This is a genomic window from Rheinheimera sp. F8, assembly GCF_001518915.1.
The window spans coordinates 1,670,351-1,689,659 of record NZ_CP013656.1 but is presented as its reverse complement, the minus strand read 5'-3'; the positions used below and the strand labels follow the sequence as shown (position 1 = coordinate 1,689,659).

Annotated in this window: 11 protein-coding genes; 6 read left to right on the top strand and 5 right to left on the bottom strand. The window is 53.0% G+C overall.

Annotation, left to right across the window (positions count from 1 at the left end; all coding sequences use genetic code 11):
- Nucleotides 1-7: 7 nt before the first annotated feature.
- The 5 genes from ATY27_RS07660 to ATY27_RS07640 form a co-directional block, all read right to left on the bottom strand.
- Nucleotides 8-1,507, bottom strand: coding sequence for a tryptophan halogenase family protein (locus ATY27_RS07660; RefSeq protein ID WP_208933012.1), 1,500 nt, complete (start codon nt 1,505-1,507; stop codon nt 8-10).
- Between the two features lie 59 nt (nt 1,508-1,566).
- On the bottom strand, nt 1,567-4,398 hold the full coding sequence (locus tag ATY27_RS07655; RefSeq protein ID WP_208933011.1) for a TonB-dependent receptor: 2,832 nt from the start codon (nt 4,396-4,398) through the stop codon (nt 1,567-1,569).
- A gap of 448 nt (nt 4,399-4,846) precedes the next feature.
- On the bottom strand, nt 4,847-6,286 hold the full coding sequence (locus ATY27_RS07650) for a capsule assembly Wzi family protein (RefSeq protein WP_208933010.1): 1,440 nt from the start codon (nt 6,284-6,286) through the stop codon (nt 4,847-4,849).
- A 165-nt stretch (nt 6,287-6,451) separates the two neighbouring features.
- Complete coding sequence (locus ATY27_RS07645; RefSeq protein WP_208933009.1) at nt 6,452-8,524, bottom strand: M13-type metalloendopeptidase; 2,073 nt, start codon at nt 8,522-8,524, stop codon at nt 6,452-6,454.
- Nucleotides 8,525-8,653: 129 nt separating this feature from the next.
- The gene (locus tag ATY27_RS07640; protein WP_208933008.1) at nt 8,654-10,279 is read right to left on the bottom strand and encodes a methyl-accepting chemotaxis protein; all 1,626 of its coding nucleotides are present in this window, start codon (nt 10,277-10,279) and stop codon (nt 8,654-8,656) included.
- A gap of 153 nt (nt 10,280-10,432) precedes the next feature.
- Here ATY27_RS07640 and ATY27_RS07635 point away from each other — a divergent pair, with 153 nt between their 5' ends.
- The 6 genes from ATY27_RS07635 to ATY27_RS07610 all read left to right on the top strand — a co-directional run bounded on the left by ATY27_RS07635 (nt 10,433) and on the right by ATY27_RS07610 (nt 19,023).
- Nucleotides 10,433-10,846, top strand: a complete 414-nt coding sequence (locus ATY27_RS07635; RefSeq protein WP_208933007.1) for a DUF350 domain-containing protein — start codon at nt 10,433-10,435, stop codon at nt 10,844-10,846.
- Nucleotides 10,847-10,856: 10 nt separating this feature from the next.
- Entirely contained in the window at nt 10,857-11,450 is a 594-nt protein-coding gene (locus ATY27_RS07630) for a DUF1190 domain-containing protein (protein WP_208933006.1), read from the top strand.
- A gap of 11 nt (nt 11,451-11,461) precedes the next feature.
- Nucleotides 11,462-12,616, top strand: coding sequence for a glutathionylspermidine synthase family protein (locus ATY27_RS07625; RefSeq protein ID WP_208933005.1), 1,155 nt, complete (start codon nt 11,462-11,464; stop codon nt 12,614-12,616).
- A 280-nt stretch (nt 12,617-12,896) separates the two neighbouring features.
- Nucleotides 12,897-14,624, top strand: coding sequence for a glycosyl hydrolase family 18 protein (locus tag ATY27_RS07620; RefSeq protein ID WP_208933004.1), 1,728 nt, complete (start codon nt 12,897-12,899; stop codon nt 14,622-14,624).
- An 85-nt stretch (nt 14,625-14,709) separates the two neighbouring features.
- Nucleotides 14,710-17,760 (top strand): glycosyl hydrolase family 18 protein, encoded by a 3,051-nt coding sequence (locus ATY27_RS07615; protein WP_208933003.1) that lies wholly within the window; start codon nt 14,710-14,712, stop codon nt 17,758-17,760.
- Between the two features lie 63 nt (nt 17,761-17,823).
- Nucleotides 17,824-19,023 (top strand): lytic polysaccharide monooxygenase, encoded by a 1,200-nt coding sequence (locus tag ATY27_RS07610; protein ID WP_208933002.1) that lies wholly within the window; start codon nt 17,824-17,826, stop codon nt 19,021-19,023.
- Nucleotides 19,024-19,309 lie beyond the last annotated feature (286 nt).

Genomic DNA, 19,309 nt, shown 5'->3' with positions numbered 1-19,309 from the left:
CCGGCCCTCAGCGAACACAGTAATCAATAAAATCCTGATGGGGTGGCAAGCGGTTGACCGTGACCTGCATCACCGCTTTGAGGTTATCCATTAAATCTCTCAATTGAGTCTCATTTAACGCCTCAACCAATGGGTGATAGTCCTGCGGAATCGCCCCTTGACCTATCATCACCTGTTGCCAGGCGATCTCAGAAAACAGCTCATCCTGTTCGCGCTGCACCATGCCGGTGTCGCGGAACATCGCCATTTTACGGCGCAAGGTTTCCGGCACATCCATCCGCGCACAGTCCAGCCAGTACTGGCTGTCGGTGCGTTCGTTCAGCTTGTAATGCAGGATAATAAAGTCACGGATCTGCTCGAATTCAATCTGTGATAAACGATTAAATTCGTCGCGCATCGCCGGCGAAATGCCGTTGTTGGGGAAAAACTTCAACAAGCGCAGCACACCGGATTGAATGAGGTGAATACTGGTCGATTCCAGCGGTTCGAGAAAGCCACTGGATAAACCAATGCTGACCACGTTATGGCTCCACTGCTTACGGCGCCGGCCGGTTTTAAAGCTGATTTTACGCGGTTCAGCCAATGGTTCGCCATCGAGGTTGGCCAGCAAAGTCGCTTTGGCTTCTTCGTCGCTGCAATATTTGGATGAATAAACAAAACCGTTGCCGATGCGGTGTTGCAGCGGAATGCGCCATTGCCAGCCTTTGGCGTGGGCGATGGATTTGGTATATGGCGTGATTGGCTCAACCGAAGCACAAGGCACAGCCAGCGCGCTGTCCGCCGGCAACCAATGGCTCCAGTCCTCATAACCGGTGTTTAAGGTTTTTTCGATCAGCAGCGCATGTAGGCCACTGCAATCAATAAATAAATCGCCGTGTACCTGCTCACCATTTTGCAGCACCAGCGTTGCCACATCGCCGCTGTTTGCGTGGCGCAGCACCTGACCGACTTTGCCTTCAATGCGCCGCACACCGAGGTTTTCACTGAACTGGCGTAAAAACTGCGCATAAAGCCCGGCATCAAAATGATAGGCATAAGACAAACCGGGTAAATTCACACCCTCGATTTTTGCCAGATGGCCAAACTTATGTTTTACGGCCGCCTGATAAGCCAGCGAAAAATCCCAGAAGTCATAGGGCATGCCGAGCTTCTGGCTGCGCACCCAAAAATGATGGAAATTACAGCTGGGGAATTCTTTGCCGATGCTGCCAAAAGCATGCATGTAACGGTCGCCAATCTGCCGCCAGTTCTCAAATTCAATACCAAGTTTAATAGTGCCTTTGGTGGCGCGGACAAAGGCTTTTTCGTCGATGCCAAGCGCTGCGTTAAAGGTCATGATCGGCGGAATAGTGGCTTCGCCGACGCCAACGATACCAATCTCATCACTTTCCACCAAAGTGATACGAATCGACTTCCCCAGTAACTTCACGAGCAGCGACGCGGAAATCCAGCCAGCGGTGCCGCCGCCTAAAATCACTACTTCACGCACTGGTTTATTTGCTTGCATCACGACTCCGTTTGTCAAAAAAAAGCCCCGGCGAACCAGGGCTTTGATTGTGGCAGAAATTACAGCTTGTAGCTGAAGCCTAACAGGTAGGTTTTGCCATACTGCTGATAATCGCGGATCTTCAATGCGTCGCCTTGTGTTGACACAAATGGCTCATCGCTTAAGTTCTGGCCTTGCAGGAAGATAGACAGACCGTCTAACTCTTTAAAGCCGGCTTCGCCGAAGTCGTAACCAATTTGCGCGTCAACAATAGTCTCGCCTTCGATATCCACTTGTTGGGTGTCGAAACCAATACCATAGACGTCACCTTTAAAGTCGCCACGTTTACGGGCGCTGACGCGGGCCTGGAAGCCATTACGTTCGAAGAACGCTGTCGCAGAAATGATTTCTTTTGACAGGCCTGGCAGCTCGTAGTCTTTACCCAGCGGGTCCTGAATATCCTGATCAACGATGGTGTAGCTGGCGATCAGACCAAAACCTTCCAGAATGTCGCTGACGGCGCTCAGTGGAACTGTTGCAGAGAATTCAGTACCCTGCAGCGTACCGCCACCACCGTTGACTTTACCTGAACCGGTCGCACGTGAAGACGGTGGCACCTGACCAGTGCTTGGATCTGCCACACCGGCTAAGTCAACCTGATACTTACCGTCGAAGATCCACTCGTTCAGATCTTTCCAGAAGTAAGCCACAGAGAAATAACCTTCATCAGAGAAATAGTTCTCATATGACAGGTCGATGCCCAGTGCTTCTTTTGGCTCTAACAGCGGGTTACCACCGCTGACGCTCCAGTTGTTACCATTGCTGTCCACTTGCTGGCTATAAGTCGCGCCAACAGAAGCGTTCATGTCACCCATCAGTGGACGCGACAAAGTTTTCGCTGCACCAAAACGCACAGACTGGTTCTCGGCCACGTCAAAAATCAGGTTAAGGCTTGGCAGCACATGGCTGTAGCTGTGATCGATATCTGTTGGTGAAGCCACAATCAGGCCATTGACAGTGCCAAAGGCTGTACCTTGTGAATCCTGTTCAGTTTTGACATAACGCACGCCAACACTACCAGTCACCGGGATGTTGCCGACTTCGGCTTCTAAATCAGCCTGGGTATACAGTGAAGTGACATCTTCACCAACAGTCCAGGTTTTGAACGAGTGGCTTTGGTTGGTCAGACTTTCTTTGGTCAGCACATAATAACCGTCATTCAGCATAGCGCCTGAATCATAAGCAATCATATTGCCCATGCCGATGAAGTCCAGGTTCACAGTACCCATGCGGTATTGCTCAGGCACAGTCACCATGGCCGGGAAGTCTTTTAAAGTCATGAAGTAACCTTCAGACTTTTTGTCTTTTTCGCGGGTTTTGTAAGACACACCATAGTGCATCTTGGTGAACATACCGGCGTCTTCCAGCATCTGGGTGGCAGCCAGTTTAAATGCACTCATTTCGTCATCAACGGTTGGTGCGTTAATGAAACCGTCCTGAGCAGTGTTTTCGTACAAACTGTTACCGACCACACCAAATTTCTGGTTCAGCGCTGTGCTACCACCCCAGCTGCGCGGGCCACCCAGTTTAATCAGGTTGTAATCACCGTAGTTCAGGCTTGGTGTAAAGATTGCGCCTGAGTTGCCTGGTTTCAGTTCATAAGAAATATTGTCACCAACGCCCAGCTTGTCACCACGACCAGTACCGGCATAGCTTTCAAACGACCAGATTTCGCGTTCCACTGAAGAGTGGCTGGCGTCAAAGTTTAAGGTCCAGTCATCATTCAGGTTGTAATCGGCGTTAAAACCAAAAGCGTTCATTTTGGCATCGCGGTTTTCCAGGTCGTTGCGCACCACCAGGTATTCATTTTTCTTTGTGGCACTTGTGACGAAACCTGTCGCGGGATCCACCGAAATGGCAGTCATTGGCGATCTTTCGTCCGGACCAGATGGATAACCCCAGGCATAAGGAATTTCGATCCCGCGCAGGATTTTCTCGTCAGAGAAATCAACGTACAGCGCGTCAAACGTCATTTTCAGTTTGTCGTTTGGTGCAGCTTCGACAACTAACAACGCGGAGTCACGGTCCAGTACTGATGAACGCACAAACGGCTTGGCACCACCAAGGATGGAATAGTTCTTACCTGCAACAGAAAATTCCGGGTAACCCCAGGCGTTCCAGCGTTTTTCCTGGTTTGGTGAGCTCATTTTTGAATAAGCAAAAGCTACACCGATAGTGTCATTAGCGAACTTGTCGATGTAAGAGAAAGTGCCGCGGGCACCTGAATCTTTGCCGTCCGGGTTCAGTTTATCCAGGCTGGTCATTTCGTACTGGCCGTTGAACTGAATAGTGCGTTCACGGCTTAATGGTTTGACCGTTTGCATGTCGATCACACCGGCAATGCCTTCGGCTTCCAGTGTGGCGTTTGGTGTTTTATAAACGGTCACGCCGCTCATAATTTCAGACGGGTATAAATCGAATTCTACGCCGCGGTTGTCGCCGATAGAGACCTGCTCACGGCCGTTAAAAGTGGTGGCGCTTTCGTTTTCACCAAAACCCCGGATACTGACTTTGCTGGCACGACCGTCCAGACGCTGTGACGCCAGACCAGGCAAACGTGAAATCGATTCGGCGATACTGGAATCCGGTAATTTACCGATGTCTTCGGCAGAGATAGATTCAACCACGTTGGTCGAGAAACGTTTGGTGTTGATGGATTCAACAACAGAACGGCGGAAACCTTTGATCTCGATAATTTCGACAGCGGCTTCGGCTTTCGCCTTGGCGCGCGCTTCAGTTGGTGTGAGTTTTTTTGCGGTATCGGTAGTTGTTTCTTGCGCCGCAAAGCCTGATGCACTGAAACCGGCCGCAGCCAGTGCCAGCGTCAGCAAGTTGAGTTTGTAATGTTTCATTGCCCTTCATCCCCGGTGTGGTGTTTCATAGTTATTTGGTTGCGTGCTCCATACCCAGGGGCATGAAGGAAAACAACCATGCTATTTCTATGTGGAAGCTCACCCCGATACAACATGAATACGTATTCATAATCATGCTTTTGCGCTGCAGCAGTGCAACTTCCTGCAATGCTGCACCTTGCTTGTGCAAAACCGGACCTTCAGACGACGCTAATACGCCAGACTGCACCGAAATGTCCCGCATTTGAGGCCTGTCCCATGTAACGAATAGCACAGAATTTGTGAAAAAAATGACTGATTTCAGGCGGGCGGGCAGAAAGTTCATGCCAGGATTAAATAGCGGCGGTCACTGGCACAGATCCAGCTGACGAAAACAGGGCAATCTGCCGGTCAATCACCGGCAAATTGCATACGTATGCAGAAACTCAGGCAGAGAATATGCAAAATGTCAGAACTGACGGCTCCAGCTCAGGAATAGTTCAGTTTGCCAGTCACGTTGCTGCTTGGCTTTATCCAGCGTATTGCTGAACTCCAGACCCCATTTCCACTGGTCCGCTTGATCGCGCCACTGCTGTTCAGTGCGCCATAGCAACACGGTGCGGGCCGGCAATTGGGTTTGAGTCCACTGCGACGGTGAATCGACCCGGCCGCCGTCGACATTTAAGCGTAACCAGGCCAGTTTATTGTGCCAGCTGGTCGCACTGTCGAGTTGCGTCAGCAGACCCAGATTCAAGGCCTTGCTGTCATTATCATACGAAGTACCAAAAGCCCGGCCATAACGACGATAACCGTCACGATGTGTCGTATGTTCGTAATAACAGTTGAATTTACGGTCATTACTGCAGTCAATGGCGGTATCAATGATTTCCAGATAAATCCGGCTGCTGAGTGCCCGTACATAAGTATCGAGGCCCAGCTGATAAGATACTTTGTACAGCTGCAATGTTTTGGTGCTGACATCATCGGCGAAGGCCGACCAATACAGACCAAACGGCTGGTCGAGCAAGCTGGTACTCCAGCGCAGGTCGTAACCGGCCAGCATGTTTTCTGTCCCTTCAATTTGACCACCACGGAACAAGCCATCAAACCAGTCGTTCAGGCCATTGCCATACCCCTGGCCGCCGTAAGTCATCACCCAGCTAAAGCCCATTTCCAGTGAATTCAGTGGTTTAATCCCCAGTCTGGCCTGCCACAGTTTAGCGTCAGGTACTTCTGCCCGGCTGCTGAGCTGACCAAAGCTGGTGGTGAAGGTCCAGGCCGGCAGCCAATCCTCTGCCTCAGCCACACTCGAATTCCGGCTCAGTGTCACTGCGGGCACCGGGCGGGCATTGGTCGACAACATCGCGCTGGTGTCAAATGACGGGCCCCAGTATTTTTCCAGCGCACCGGCGCTGATAATCCAGTTGCCGGCTTTGACCGCGACATAACTGCCGTCAAGACGGCTGCGATTCTGATCAAATGGCTGACTGACCTGACTGACCTGCAGCCGGGCACTGATGCGGTCGGTTTGATAGCTGCCACTCGCCTGCGCCTGCGCTTTGTCCCGCAGGGTATCGCCAAAACGCAGCACCGCCGGTTGTTCTGTTTCACCAGCAAGCCTCAGACTGGCCTGGACATCACGTCGGTCGCGTTGCCACAGCATCATCACACGTTGTAAAGCATCGCGCAGATCCGGTGACAAAGCATCAGCATCCAGACTCTGCAAGTCCTGCACAATGCCACTCCACATCAGCGGATAAGTATTGATGGGCTGCCGGATATGGCCTGAATCAGCTAACAGCTGGATATCGTTCCGCAGCGCTAAATCATCGGCTTCAATCCACCACCCGGCAGACGCCGGTGCAGAGAGCACAGCGGCACAGCTAATTAATACAGAGAGCAGTTTCAAAATGAATTCCCTTCGCAAAAAGATGTGGCGATTATACACAGTCGCTTGCGCCGGCCAAATGACAGCGTGGTGATCTGATACAATTTCGCTACATTCGTGCGGCGACATGCCAAATAAAAAGAAAACGGGACGCAAGTCCCGTTTTTTTCATGAAACATCCGGGCTTTACCAGATCTTGACCCGGACCTCATCCGGCCGGTACATACCGTCACCTGGCTTCACATCATAGGCCTGATAAAATTCCGGCATATTCGACAGCACGCCTAACACGCGATACATGCCCGGCGAATGTGGCCCGGTAATGATTTGCTGACGCAGTGCTTCATCACGGAATTTAATCCGCCAGACCTGCGACCAGCCGATGAAAAAGCGTTTTTCACCGGTAAAACCGTCGATGACCGGTGCCGGTTTACCGGCAAGTGAGTTCTGATATGCCCGGTACGACACGGTCAGACCGCCGAGATCGGCGATGTTTTCACCAAGCCCCAACGCGCCTTGCAGGTGTAAATCGTCAATCGGATTAAAGGCACTGTATTGGTCAATCATCTGCTGCGCACGTTGTTTGAACTTCTGTTCATCATCCGGCGTCCACCAGTCGCGTAAATTGCCGTCGCCATCTGAACGTCGGCCCTGATCGTCAAAGCCATGGGTAATTTCATGGCCAATCACGCCGCCGATGGCACCATAGTTCACCGCATCGTCAGCTTCGACATTAAAAAATGGCGGCTGCAGAATGGCGGCCGGGAACACAATTTCATTCATTGTCGAGCTGTAATAAGCGTTCACCGTTTGAGGTGTCATGCCCCAGTCCGTGCGATCGACTGGTTTGCCAAGACGGCTGGTATTACGCTGATATTCACAGGCGCTGCTGCGTTGCATATTGCCCACCAGATCGCCGGCTTTCACTTCCAGACAGCTGTAATCACGCCAGACGTCCGGGTAACCAATTTTGGTATTAAATTTCGCCAGCTTGGCCAGTGCCTGTTGTTTGGTCTCCGGACTCATCCACTCGAGGCCATTGATTGACTGTTCAAAAGCGGCGCGCAGATTTTTAATCAGCTGCTCCATCCGGGCTTTGGCTTCGGGTTTGAAATGTTTTTCGACATAAAGCTTGCCGACCATAAAACCAAGCGCTTCATCAATCGCCGCGACCGCACGTTCTTCCCGTGGTTTTTGCTGCTGCAGACCGTTCAGGGCGCGGCCATAAAAATCGAAACTGGCTTGTTCAAAGCCACTGGCCAATAGCGCCGCGTGGCTACGGATTAAATGGAATTTCAGATACAGCTGCCAGTCAGCCAGGCTGATTTGGCTTTGTAATTTGGCGAATTCGCTGAGATATGTCGGCTGACGCACGACCAGACTGTCGATGCCCTGCATGCCGGCGCCTTGCAGGAATCCGCTCCAGTCAAATCCAGGGGCTGCAGTGGCGAGTTCCGCCGGGGTCATTTTGTTATACGTTGCGGTACGGTCACGGTTTTGCACCCGGCTCCATTGAATAGTGGCCAGTTGTTGCTCAATGGCATAAATCCGATCTGCCGCCGCGGTGCCGTCCGGCCAGCCGGCCAGTTCCCAGAATTTGGCGATCATCCAGCGGTACTGCTGTTTGATTTTTTCCGCTTTTTCGTCCGTTTTCAGATAATTATCCCGGTCTGGCATACCAAGACCAGATTGATTCACCAGACTGATATATTGCGTGGAGTTTTTTTGGTCCTGACCAACAAACAAGGTCAGCGGCGTACCATAACGCTGCGGTTGCAATTTGCCCCAGAAGACTGCCAGTTCGGCCGGTGTTTTTAACGCATCGATGGCGGCAATATCTGCGTTTAGCGGTGTCAGGCCCAAGGCGTCAATCGCTGCAGTGTCCATAAATGCGCGGTACAAATCACCGATCTTTTGCGCATCAGTGCCAATATCTGCTGGTTTAGCGGCTTGTTGCTGCACTAACTCCAGCACATGCTTTTCGGCGTTATATCGCAGCTCGTCAAAACTACCCCAACGCGATTTGTCGGCTGGGATCTCGGTTTTCGCCAGCCAGTTACCATTCACGTAACGAAAGAAATCTTGCTGTGGTTTCATCTGAGTATCGAGGTTACCCAGTTCAATCCCCGATTTCAGGGTAACCGTTTCGGTCTGCGCCGTTGCCGCAGGCGCTGCAGAGTCTGGCGCCTTGCCACAGCCGGTCAGGTGAAGAGTCAGCGCCGCAGCGACGGCCAGCGCAATAATGGTTTTTTGCGACATAAAAAAATTCCCGGAACGAACAATGAAATTCGTTCCGAGTGTAGTGAGCCTGATCTGAATGTCCAGCGGGTCAGGTGACCCGGTGGCCGGTTCTGCGACAGACAGAGCAATAGCCGCTATGAATGCAGGTCAGACCTGAAATTCGGCCGCCTGCAACCGTAACCGCGAAGCCAGTTCAGCCAGCGTTTCACTGGCCTCGGCACTTTGAGCTGAGCTGCGGCTGACTTCGCAAATGCTGCTGTTAAAATCAGTGATATTGCGATTTATCTCTTCCGCAACAATAGTTTGCTGCTCCGTTGCTGTGGAGATTTGCACGTTCATATCGACAATCGCTGAGATCGAGTTTTTGATTTGTTCCAGCACAGTACCGGCCTGTTGTGCATTGAGCACACTGCCGTCGGCATGGCCCTGCGACTGCGCCATGGCGTTGACCGCATCGCGGGCTGCTGCCTGCAACGTATCGATCATGCTGCGGATCGATTCCGTCGCTTGCTGGGTATTGGTCGCCAGGGTGCGTACTTCGTCTGCCACTACGGCAAAACCACGCCCTGCTTCGCCGGCCCGTGCCGCTTCAATCGCGGCGTTTAAGGCCAGCAAATTAGTCTGGGCCGCGATGCTCTGGATCACCGACAGCACCTGACTGATTTTGTCCGACTCAGTGCTGAGCTGACCAATGACCGCGCTGGCGCCATTCACCGTTTCTGACAAGCGGGTAATGGCCGTGATATTGGCCGTGACCTGTTGCACACCTTGTTGCGCCTGCACATCCGTCTGATTGGCCTGATCTGAGGTATTTTGTGCACTGTTGGCAACTTCCTGAATCGCTGCCGACATCTGGTTTATCGCTGTGGCAATCAGATTAGCCTGCTGTTCCTGTTCAAACGCCGTTTTGCTGACCTGATGGCTGATGGTACTCATTTCTTCCGACGCCGCCGCCAGTTGCACGACCGCATTGGATAAATCAGAAAAAAACTGCTGCATCCGTCCGATGGTCTGGTTAAACGCCAGCGCAGTATCAGCAATCTCATCGCGCCCGGTGACCGCGGCGCGCAGGCGCAGGTCAGAGTTGGTGCCGACCGCCATAATGGTGGTCTGCAGGCTCGACAATGGCTGCTGGATTGAGCGCGTCACCAGCACCGACAACAGCAACAACACCAGCCCCACCAGCAGCACCACACTGACAAATAACCAGACGGTACTGGCGAGGGTCTGCTGTGCTTCTTCGGTAAAACGACCGGATTCACTCAGTTGCAAATCAATCAGCTTGGTCAGCGCTACACTGAGCGGATCGGCACTGGCATACAGAGTCTCATTAAAACTTTTGACCGGTTCCTGCGTTAGCTGATTATCAGCCAGTAAGCGCCGGTACTGCGCCAGTTGCGCGCTCCAGTGCGCGATGTCGCGTTCGGCGGCCACCAGCAAACGTTGCTCTTCATCTGTCATTTGGGTGACGCGATAGGCCTGCCAGGCTTTTTCCGCATCCCCTTCCGCTTGTTGCAATATTTGCAGGGTCTGGCTGGCATCCAATAAACCGGCGCGGTGTTTATGCAGGGTGTCGACAATTGTCACTGCATAAGCATCAGACACTTGTTTGATTTGCTGTAGTGGCTTCACCCGGTCGTTGTACAGGCTGTCTACGCCTGTCGCCAATAATTTCATGTCATACAATGACAACAGACACATCAGCACCAGCGCCGTCAATGGCAGTGCAGCGAGCAGCACCAGGCGGCTTCGCACTTTCAGTTGATTTAACATTGTGAATTCCTCGGAATTGACGTCGGGATGGATCTTTCTGAGCATAGCTCAGCAATATGTAAATGCGCACAAGCCGGGTCAGTGATTGCGTTTCCAGTGAATTTTCAGGATGATAGGGAAATCTAGTTTAATTCTGTCGACAAGGATTTCCTTATGCCTGATACCATTCTCGCCTCAGTAGCCGGATTGCCCGCTTTCCTCAGTTTTTTTGTGCTGGCGGTATTGCTGGTACTGTTGTTTTGCCGTTTTTACAGCTGGGTGACACCCCACGACGAACTCGCCCTGATCCGTGCCAATAACCCGGCCGCAGCCATTGCTTTTGTCGGGGCTTTAATCGGCTTTGCACTGCCACTGGCCAGCGCCATCGAACATTCAATTTCGCTGGCTGATTGCGCAATTTGGGGCGCTTTCGCGTTAATCATCCAGATTGGTACTTTTGTCGCGGTACGGTTGACCGTACGCCAGTTGCCACAGCGGATCAGCGAAGGCGAAATCGCTTCCGGCATCCTTGCCGCCGGCGCGTCCATTGCCGTAGGCCTGGTGAACGCAGCCAGCATGACATTCTGACGGAGGCTCCATGAACAAAGCAGTCAAACGCAGTAAAAAAGCGGCATTAGTTTTAATGGTGCCAGCGACGGGCTTTTTCCTCGCCAGTTGCAGCACGGAAGAGCCTGTGGAAAGCGCTGTCTACAAAAACGCCGAAGAATGCGCGGCTTTTTATAATCCACCGGAAAGCTGCAAAGCTGAATTCGCCAAAGCCGAAGCGCTGCATCAGCAGGTCGCCCCGAAGTATCAGACTCAGGCCGAATGTGAAGCCGACTTTGGTGCCGGCAATTGCCCGGCGCCCGCAGCTCCAGTGCCTGGCCAACAACAGGCCAGTTCCGGCGGCGGTTTTTTTATGCCGATGATGATGGGCTTCCTCGCCGGCCAGATGCTGAATAAAAGCAGTTCAGCCAAACAATATGTGCCAACGCAGCCGCTGTATAAATCCAAAGATGATTTGTCGACTTTTCGCACTGCAGGTAATCAGCCAGTGGCCCGTCAGACCGGTCCGGTCAGTGTGATGCCATCCCGGATGCAGATGGCGCCGGGCAAAATGGCGTCGCGCGGCGGTTTTGGTGCACAGGCGCAACGGCGCAGTGAACAGCAAAGCGCCTCCTCCGGCGGTTAAGGACTCAAACGATGAAAAAGCTACGGATAGCCGAACGACCGGGTTGGCGCAGTTATGCCGAATCGGTTGGCTTTAACTTTCACACCTTTGACGGCGAACCTTATTGGGATGAGTCGGCCTATTATCAGTTCAGCCTGCAGCAGATTGAACAGGATTTAGAAGAACCGACTGAAGAAATTCACCAGATGGCGCTGTCGCTGGTACCGGAAATTCTGGCCAGTGAACAGCTGTTACAACAGCTGGATGTGCCGGCACCTTATTGGGATTGGATCGCTGCCAGCTGGCAAAGCCAGCAACCGCATCTGTACGGTAGGTTGGACCTCGCCTATGACGGCAATGGGCCGGCAAAATTGCTGGAACTGAACTACGACACGCCGACTTCGTTATATGAGACCGGTTTTTTCCAGTGGGTCTGGCTGGAAGATCAGCTGATGCGCGGCAAACTGCCTACAGGCGCCGATCAGTTTAATTCTTTACAAGACCAGCTGGAACACCGTTTTGCCACGCTGAACCTGCTGCAACCGGTCTATTTCAGCTGTGTCGCTGACAATATCGAAGACAAAGGCACTGTGCATTATCTGATGGATATTGCGATGCAGGCCGGGATCGATGCGCGTTTTCTCGGGCTGGATCAAATTGGTGAAATTAATGGCCAGCTGGTGGATACCGACAACTTCCCGCTGCAGTCGCTGTTTAAGCTGTATCCGTGGGAATTTATGCTGCGGGAAGATTTTGGCACGCACCTGAAAAGCAGCAACACCCGCTATCTGGAACCGGCCTGGAAAATGTTGTTATCGAACAAAGGCATTTTGCCGTTGTTATGGCAAAAATATCCGAACCATCCGAATTTACTACCGGCGTTTTTTGACACAGCCCCCACAAACACGCTTGGTGCTGGTTGGGTGCGCAAGCCGTTGTATTCACGCGAAGGCGCGAATATCGAGCTGGTCGACCATCAGGGCCAACGGCTGCAAGTTGACGGTCCGTACAACGACAGTGGTTTTATCCGCCAGGCCTTTCATCCGCTGCCTAAATTCGGCGACAGTTATACACTGATCGGTTCCTGGCTGGTCGGTGACAGTGCAGCCGGTATCGGTATCCGTGAAGACAACTCGCTGATCACCAAAGACAGCTCGCGGTTTTTACCGCATATCATCCTCGATTAACCTGTTATCACCATTGGCAGTCTTTCACACTGCCAATGGTGTCATTATTGAAATCCCAGCCAAATCACACACCTGCCCTGATATCAGAAATTAATCAAATAAAAATCACGTTCTTGTCTGAAAATCGATTTTGACAACGCTGTCATTTGTTTCATCTTGATGTCAGCAAAACAGGCACTCCTCCACGGACAACTCACACAAGGATAAGTGCAGAAAGTACCCCAGCGCCCGTCATGCTACTGAAATCAGAATAAATCTAAATCAACAGGCAGGACTTTATATGCAAACTCAATTGATCACGCCACGCCGGCTTGGCTGGCTGTGCGCGGCGCTTTATTGCGCGCAGCTGCAGGCCGCCCCGGCAGCGCCGGCCAAACCAGTGCTGGGCTGGCAGGAAACTAATCTGACGCTACAAAACGGCAGTGTGAACGTACCGATCCAGTGGAATATGTGGTGGGGAACCAATGGCAACCAGTGGCAGTTATTACAAAATGGCGTCGTGGTACACAGTGCCAGTCTGACCGCCAATGGCCAGAATGCGCAAAGCGGCAGCAAGTCTGTCACTGTAAGCGCGGCCGGCAGTTATGAATATGTGGTAGCGCTGTGTAATGTGGTGGGCAGCGAACGCAGTTGCACGCAAAGTGACAAACGCCTGATCACAGTCAGCGGCAGCGGTGGCCCTGGCACGCCAGGCGGTTTTGATCCCTGGACCCAGCTGAATTTTGCCGGCTGGCCAAAACCCTTATTACAGCAAAACAAACCCTATCAGAACACCAGCAACAAAATGGTCGGCGGTTATTTTGTCGAATGGGGCATCTATGGCAGGAACTTCCATGCCTATGATATTCCTGCAAAAAACCTGACGCATTTGTTTTATGGTTTTATTCCGGTTTGTGGTGCTAATGACGCGCTGAAACGTGACAATCCACAGGGCTACAGCGCGTTGCAGGCGCAATGTAAAGGCAAAGCCGATTACAGCGTAGTGGTCCACGACAAGTGGGCGGCGCTGGACAAAGCCTACGCCAACGACAAATGGGACCAGCCGATTAAAGGCCTGTTTGCCGAAATGTACCGGCTGAAAAAAACCAATCCGCATTTAAAAATTCTGCCCTCGGTCGGCGGTTGGACCTTGTCCGATCCGCTGTACAAAGTCGGCACAGACGCTAAAGCCCGCGCGGTATTTGTCGCATCCATCACCGACTTCATCAAAACCTACGATTTCTTTGACGGTATCGACATCGACTGGGAATTCCCCGGCGGTGGTGGTGCTAACGAGCTGCTTGGCAGCCCACAGGACGGCGACGGTTTTGTGTTACTGATGAAAGACTTACGCACAGCTTTAAACGCTTTGTCCGCCAAAACCGGCCGTACCTATCAGTTAACCGCAGCCATGAGTGGTGGGGTGGAAAAACTCAGCCGGGTGAATTGGGAAGCGGCACATCCTTACATGGATTACATCAATCTGATGACTTATGACTACTACGGCGCCTGGAACGGTACCCTGGGTCATATGGCGGGTACTTACCCTAACAACAATTCGCCGATCAGCGGGTTTTCGGCCGAGGAAGCGGTGAAGCACCTGCTGGCGCGGCAAGTCCCTGCCAATAAAGTCACTATTGGTGCGGCCATGTATGGCCGTGGCTGGAAAACGGTCAGCGGTGTGAAAAATGGTAATCCATTTACCGGCACCGGCGGTGAAGGCATCGCTGGCAGTTGGGAAAAAGGCATCGAAGATTACAAAAAAATCGAAAGCCAGCTGATGGGGGGTGTCAATGGCAGCGGCGCCAACGGCTTCACGCTGTATTGGGATGACCAGGCCAAAGCCAGTTATGCCTGGAATCCAACCAGTACCACGCTGGTCAGCTTTGACACGCCCCGCTCAGTCAAGGCCAAAGGCGATCTCATTCGTCAATACGGCTTAGGCGGCATCTTCGCCTGGGAATTAGACGCGGACAACGGCCACATTCTGAATGCGATGCATCAGGGGCTTGGACATCCACAGCAATAAATAGTGCAGCCCCGCTGTACCGTCAGCGCTGCACAGAATCCATTAAACATGGCGGGTGCCGGTCACCCGCCTGAAGGAATTTTTGATGAAAATACAACATACCCTGCTTGCAGTCAGCCTCGCCAGCCTGTCACAGCAGGCGGCCGCCGTCAGCTGTACCAATCTGGAAAGCTGGCTCGCCAGCAAAGCCTACAACGGTGGCGCCACAGTCCAGCACGAGCAAAAGGCCTATAAAGCAAACTGGTGGAATCAGAATAAAAACCCGTCGCAGTACGCCAATCCGTATCAGGAATGGAGCAAACTAGGCGACTGTGACGGTGTCGTGGTGAATCAGCCACCACAAGTCAGCCTGACGGCGCCAACGGCCGGCAGCAGCCACAGTGCCGGTGCGGCCGTGACATTGAGCGCCACCGCCAGCGATGCCGATGGCAGTGTCAGCAAGGTCGAATTTTTTGTCGACAATCAACTGGCCGGCAGCGACGGCAGCGCGCCTTACAGCCTGAACTGGACTGCAATTGCCGGCAACCACAGTGTGTATGCCAAGGCTTATGATGACAAAACCACCAGCAGTCAGACGCCAGCGGTCAGCTTCAGTGTCAGCGCCGGCAATAACCAGTTGCCAAGCGTCAGTATCACAGCGCCGGCCAACAACGCCAGCCTGAACGTCGGTGAAACCGTGTTACTGAGCGCCAATGCCAGCGATGCCGATGGCAGCGTCGCCAAAGTGCAGTTTTTGTTAAACGGCACTGTGATCGCGGAAAAAACCGCCGCACCTTACAGCAGCAGCTGGACCGCTGTAGCAGGTGCCCAGCAACTGACAGTACGGGTCATTGATAATCTCGGTGGCCAGAGCGAAGCCAGCATCATGTTTAGTGTGACCAGCACCCCAAGCGGCCACGCCGCCTGCCGCCCTGATGGCCTGTACCAGACGCCCGGCCTCGATGTGCCCTATTGCACTATTTACGACCAGCAGGGCCGGGAGAAAATGGGCGCTGACCATCCGCGCCGCATCATCGGTTATTTCACCAGCTGGCGTACCGGCAAAAACGGCCAGCCGTCCTACCTTGCTCATAACATTCCGTGGGACAAAGTCACCCATCTGAACTACGCCTTTGCTCATGTCGATGCGCAGCACAAAGTGTCGGTTGGCAACCCGCAGGCGCCGGACAATGCCGCGACGAATATGGAATGGCCCGGTGTCGCCGGCGCTGAAATGGACCCGCAGTTCAGCTATAAAGGCCACTTTAACCAGCTGAATAAATTCAAAAAACAGCATCCGGGCGTAAAAACCCTGGTGTCGATTGGCGGCTGGGCCGAAACCGGTGGTTATTTTGACGACAACGGTAACCGCGTCGCCAGCGGTGGTTTTTACACTATGACCACCAACAGCGACAACAGCGTCAATACCGCAGGCATTAACACCTTCGCCGACTCCGTCGTGACCTTCTTGCGCACTTACGGTTTTGACGGCGCTGACATCGACTACGAATATCCATCCAGCATGAAAGATTCCGGCAATCCGGATGATTTTGCTATCTCCAACGCCCGCCGTGCCGGCCTGATGGCGTCTTATCAGGTACTGATGAAAACACTGCGGGAAAAACTTGATGCGGCTTCAGTCGCTGACGGCAAACACTATTTACTGACTATCGCCTCGCCATCGAGCGGTTATCTGCTGCGCGGTATGGAGGTGTTCCCGGTCACGCAGTATCTGGATTACGTCAATATCATGAGTTACGACCTGCACGGCGCCTGGAACCAGCATGTCGGCCCGAATGCGGCTTTGTTTGACGATGGCCGCGACAGCGAACTGCTGGTGTGGAATTACTACCAGAGCGCGCAGTATCAGGGCCTTGGCTACCTGAATACCGACTGGGCTTATCATTATTTCCGTGGTGCGATGCAGGCTGGCCGCGTCAATATTGGTGTGCCTTATTACAGCCGCGGCTGGCAGAATGTCACGGGCGGCACGAAAGGCTTATGGGGCAAAGCGGCGCAAGCGAATCAAAACCAGTGCCCGCCCGGCACCGGGGGGTCACCGCAAAACCAATGCGGGGCTGGCGCAGTCGGCATCGACAATCTGTGGCATGACAAAAACAGTCTGGGCGCTGAAGTTCCGGCTGGTTCTAACCCACTATGGCATACCCGCAACCTGCAACTGGGCAAAGCCGGCTCTTATGCCGCCGCTTATGGCCTGGATCCGGCTAATGACCCGACTGATCGCCTGACCGGCGTCTATCAGGGGCAATACGACCCGACGCTGGTCGCAACCTGGCTGTGGAACGACACGAAAAAAGTGTTTTTGTCAGTCGAAGACGAAGCAAGTATTCAGCAAAAAGCCAATTACATCGTCAATAAAGGCATTGGTGGCGTGATGTTCTGGGAGCTGGCCGGCGACTACAGCTATGACGCGGCCAAAGCCGAATATGGCATGGGCAGCGACCTCACCAACATCTTCTACCAGACCTTTAAAACCGCCGCGCCTTATGGCAATAAACGCGACCCGAGAGCATTGCCGGCGCAAAGCCTGGATCTGCAGGTCAAGATTGACGGCTTTAAACTCGGCGATGCCAACTACCCAATCAATCCGAAACTGACGCTGAGCAACAAATCCGGCCAGACCATTCCGGGCGGCGCCAAAATCAGCTTTGATGTGCCAACCGCCAGCGGCGATAACTTCACCGATCAAAGCGGTTATGGTACCAAGGTCACACAAAGTGGCCGTAACAGTAGTGGCAACAACATCGGTGGTATTCAAAACGACTTCCACCGCGTCGAGCTGACATTACCCACACACAGCCCGCTGGCAGCAAACGCCAGCACCAGCATCACGCTGAATTATTACCTGCCGATCCCGATGCCATCGAACTGGCGCGTCAACGTCGGTAGCCAGAGCTTTGCACTAAAACAGGAATATCCGCAGTTACCTGCCGGCACTATCAGTGGGGGGGATTCTGGCGGCAGTTGTGCCGGCGTGCCTGCCACTGTCAATGACTATCCGAACTGGCCACGCGGCACTTATGCCGCAGGCGGCGATTATCTGCGCCATCAGGGCAAAATCTACAAAGCCAACTGGTGGACGCAAACCGTGCCCGGGTCCGACAGCAGCTGGACTTTTGTCTGCAACAAAGCCTGATCCAACCTTTGATACTTAACAGACAGACCGCTACCCCGGTCTGTCACTTCAGGAGAGCACCCGATGAAAAAGTTATTGTTAAGTGGCAGCGCGCTGCTGTTGTCACTGACCGCATACACAGTACAGGCGCATGGTTATGTTGATTACCCCAAAGCGCGGCAGCAAATTTGCAAAGACGACGGCGGCTATTGGTGGCCGGCCGATGGTTCTGGCATCCCAAATCTGGCCTGTCGCGCGGCTTACCAACAATCCGGCGGCTACATGCTGACGCAACACCATGAATACTCGACCAATGTGCCGGACTACCACAACCAAACTGCGGTGCGCGCTGCCGTGAAAAATGGCTTGCTCTGTGCCGGTGGCGACAGCCGCAAAGCCGGGATGGATGTGCCATCCGCGCACTGGCAGCGCACAGTGATTGATTTAAAAACCACGCCGCAGCTACGCGTGCGTTTTCGTGCCACCACGCCACACAATCCCAGTTTCTGGCAGTTTTATCTGTCGAACCCAGCTTTTGATGCGGCCAGCGCGCCGCTGAGCTGGGAGCAGCTGACGCTGATCCATCAGCAAACTGATGTACCGGCAGTCAGCGGCTATTACGAAATCGACGTGCCGCTGCCGAAGAACCGCAGTGGCAACGCCGTGTTGTATACGCGCTGGCAACGTCAGGATGTGGTCGGTGAAGGTTTTTATAATTGTTCAGATTTGCAGTTCAGTAACGGCGACAGCAATAGCGGCAACTGGCATGACAAAGGTGCTTATTTAACGGCAACGCAGCTTGGCAAAGCCGGTGAAACGGCGTTGCTAAGGGTGTTTGATGTCAACGGCCAGGAACAGCTGCAAAAATCGCTGTTGATAAGCGCAAGCAATCAGACAGGTCAGCAATGGGCGCTGGAACTGGCGCAGCAGGTTAATACCCTGCACAGCGATTTGGTGCAAATTGGTGTGCTCAGCAACGGTCAAATCAGCCTGCAGCAGCCGATTAGCAGCAACAGGTTTTACCTGCGCAATGCCGCAGGCTACGTCAATCTTGATTTAAAACCAGCACAAACCGGCCAGACTTGTGGCGGTGTGGATCCAGCCAAAATCTTCGCTTACCCGAACTGGCCACGTAAAGATGAAGCCAACAGACCGAGTTTTGCCGCCAGCGGCGACTACATGTCTGATGCCGGTAAGTTGTATCAGGCCAAATGGTGGACCCAAAGCAAACCCGGCAGCGATAGCAGCTGGCAGTTTGTCTGTAGTTTCAGTAGCGGCGCCTGATCACTGAGAAAACTGTTTTTGCGATGCGGGCGCAGGGAAGCGCCCGCCTTTTAGATTTATATGCTGTTTTTGTGGATATATTTGCAGGGCGAGACAGTCAAAACCCTACAAAACGAATACATCTTTTTCTTATTCAATGCCTTACCATTAATGCTCTACTCCAGCAAAAAGCGAACCAAATAATTGTTGGATATTTATCCACTTTTCCATTAAAGTACGCGCCAATTTCCTGTCCCGTTCAGACTCCGCTGTATGCACTCAGCAAACTGTGGTCTGACGGTTATAC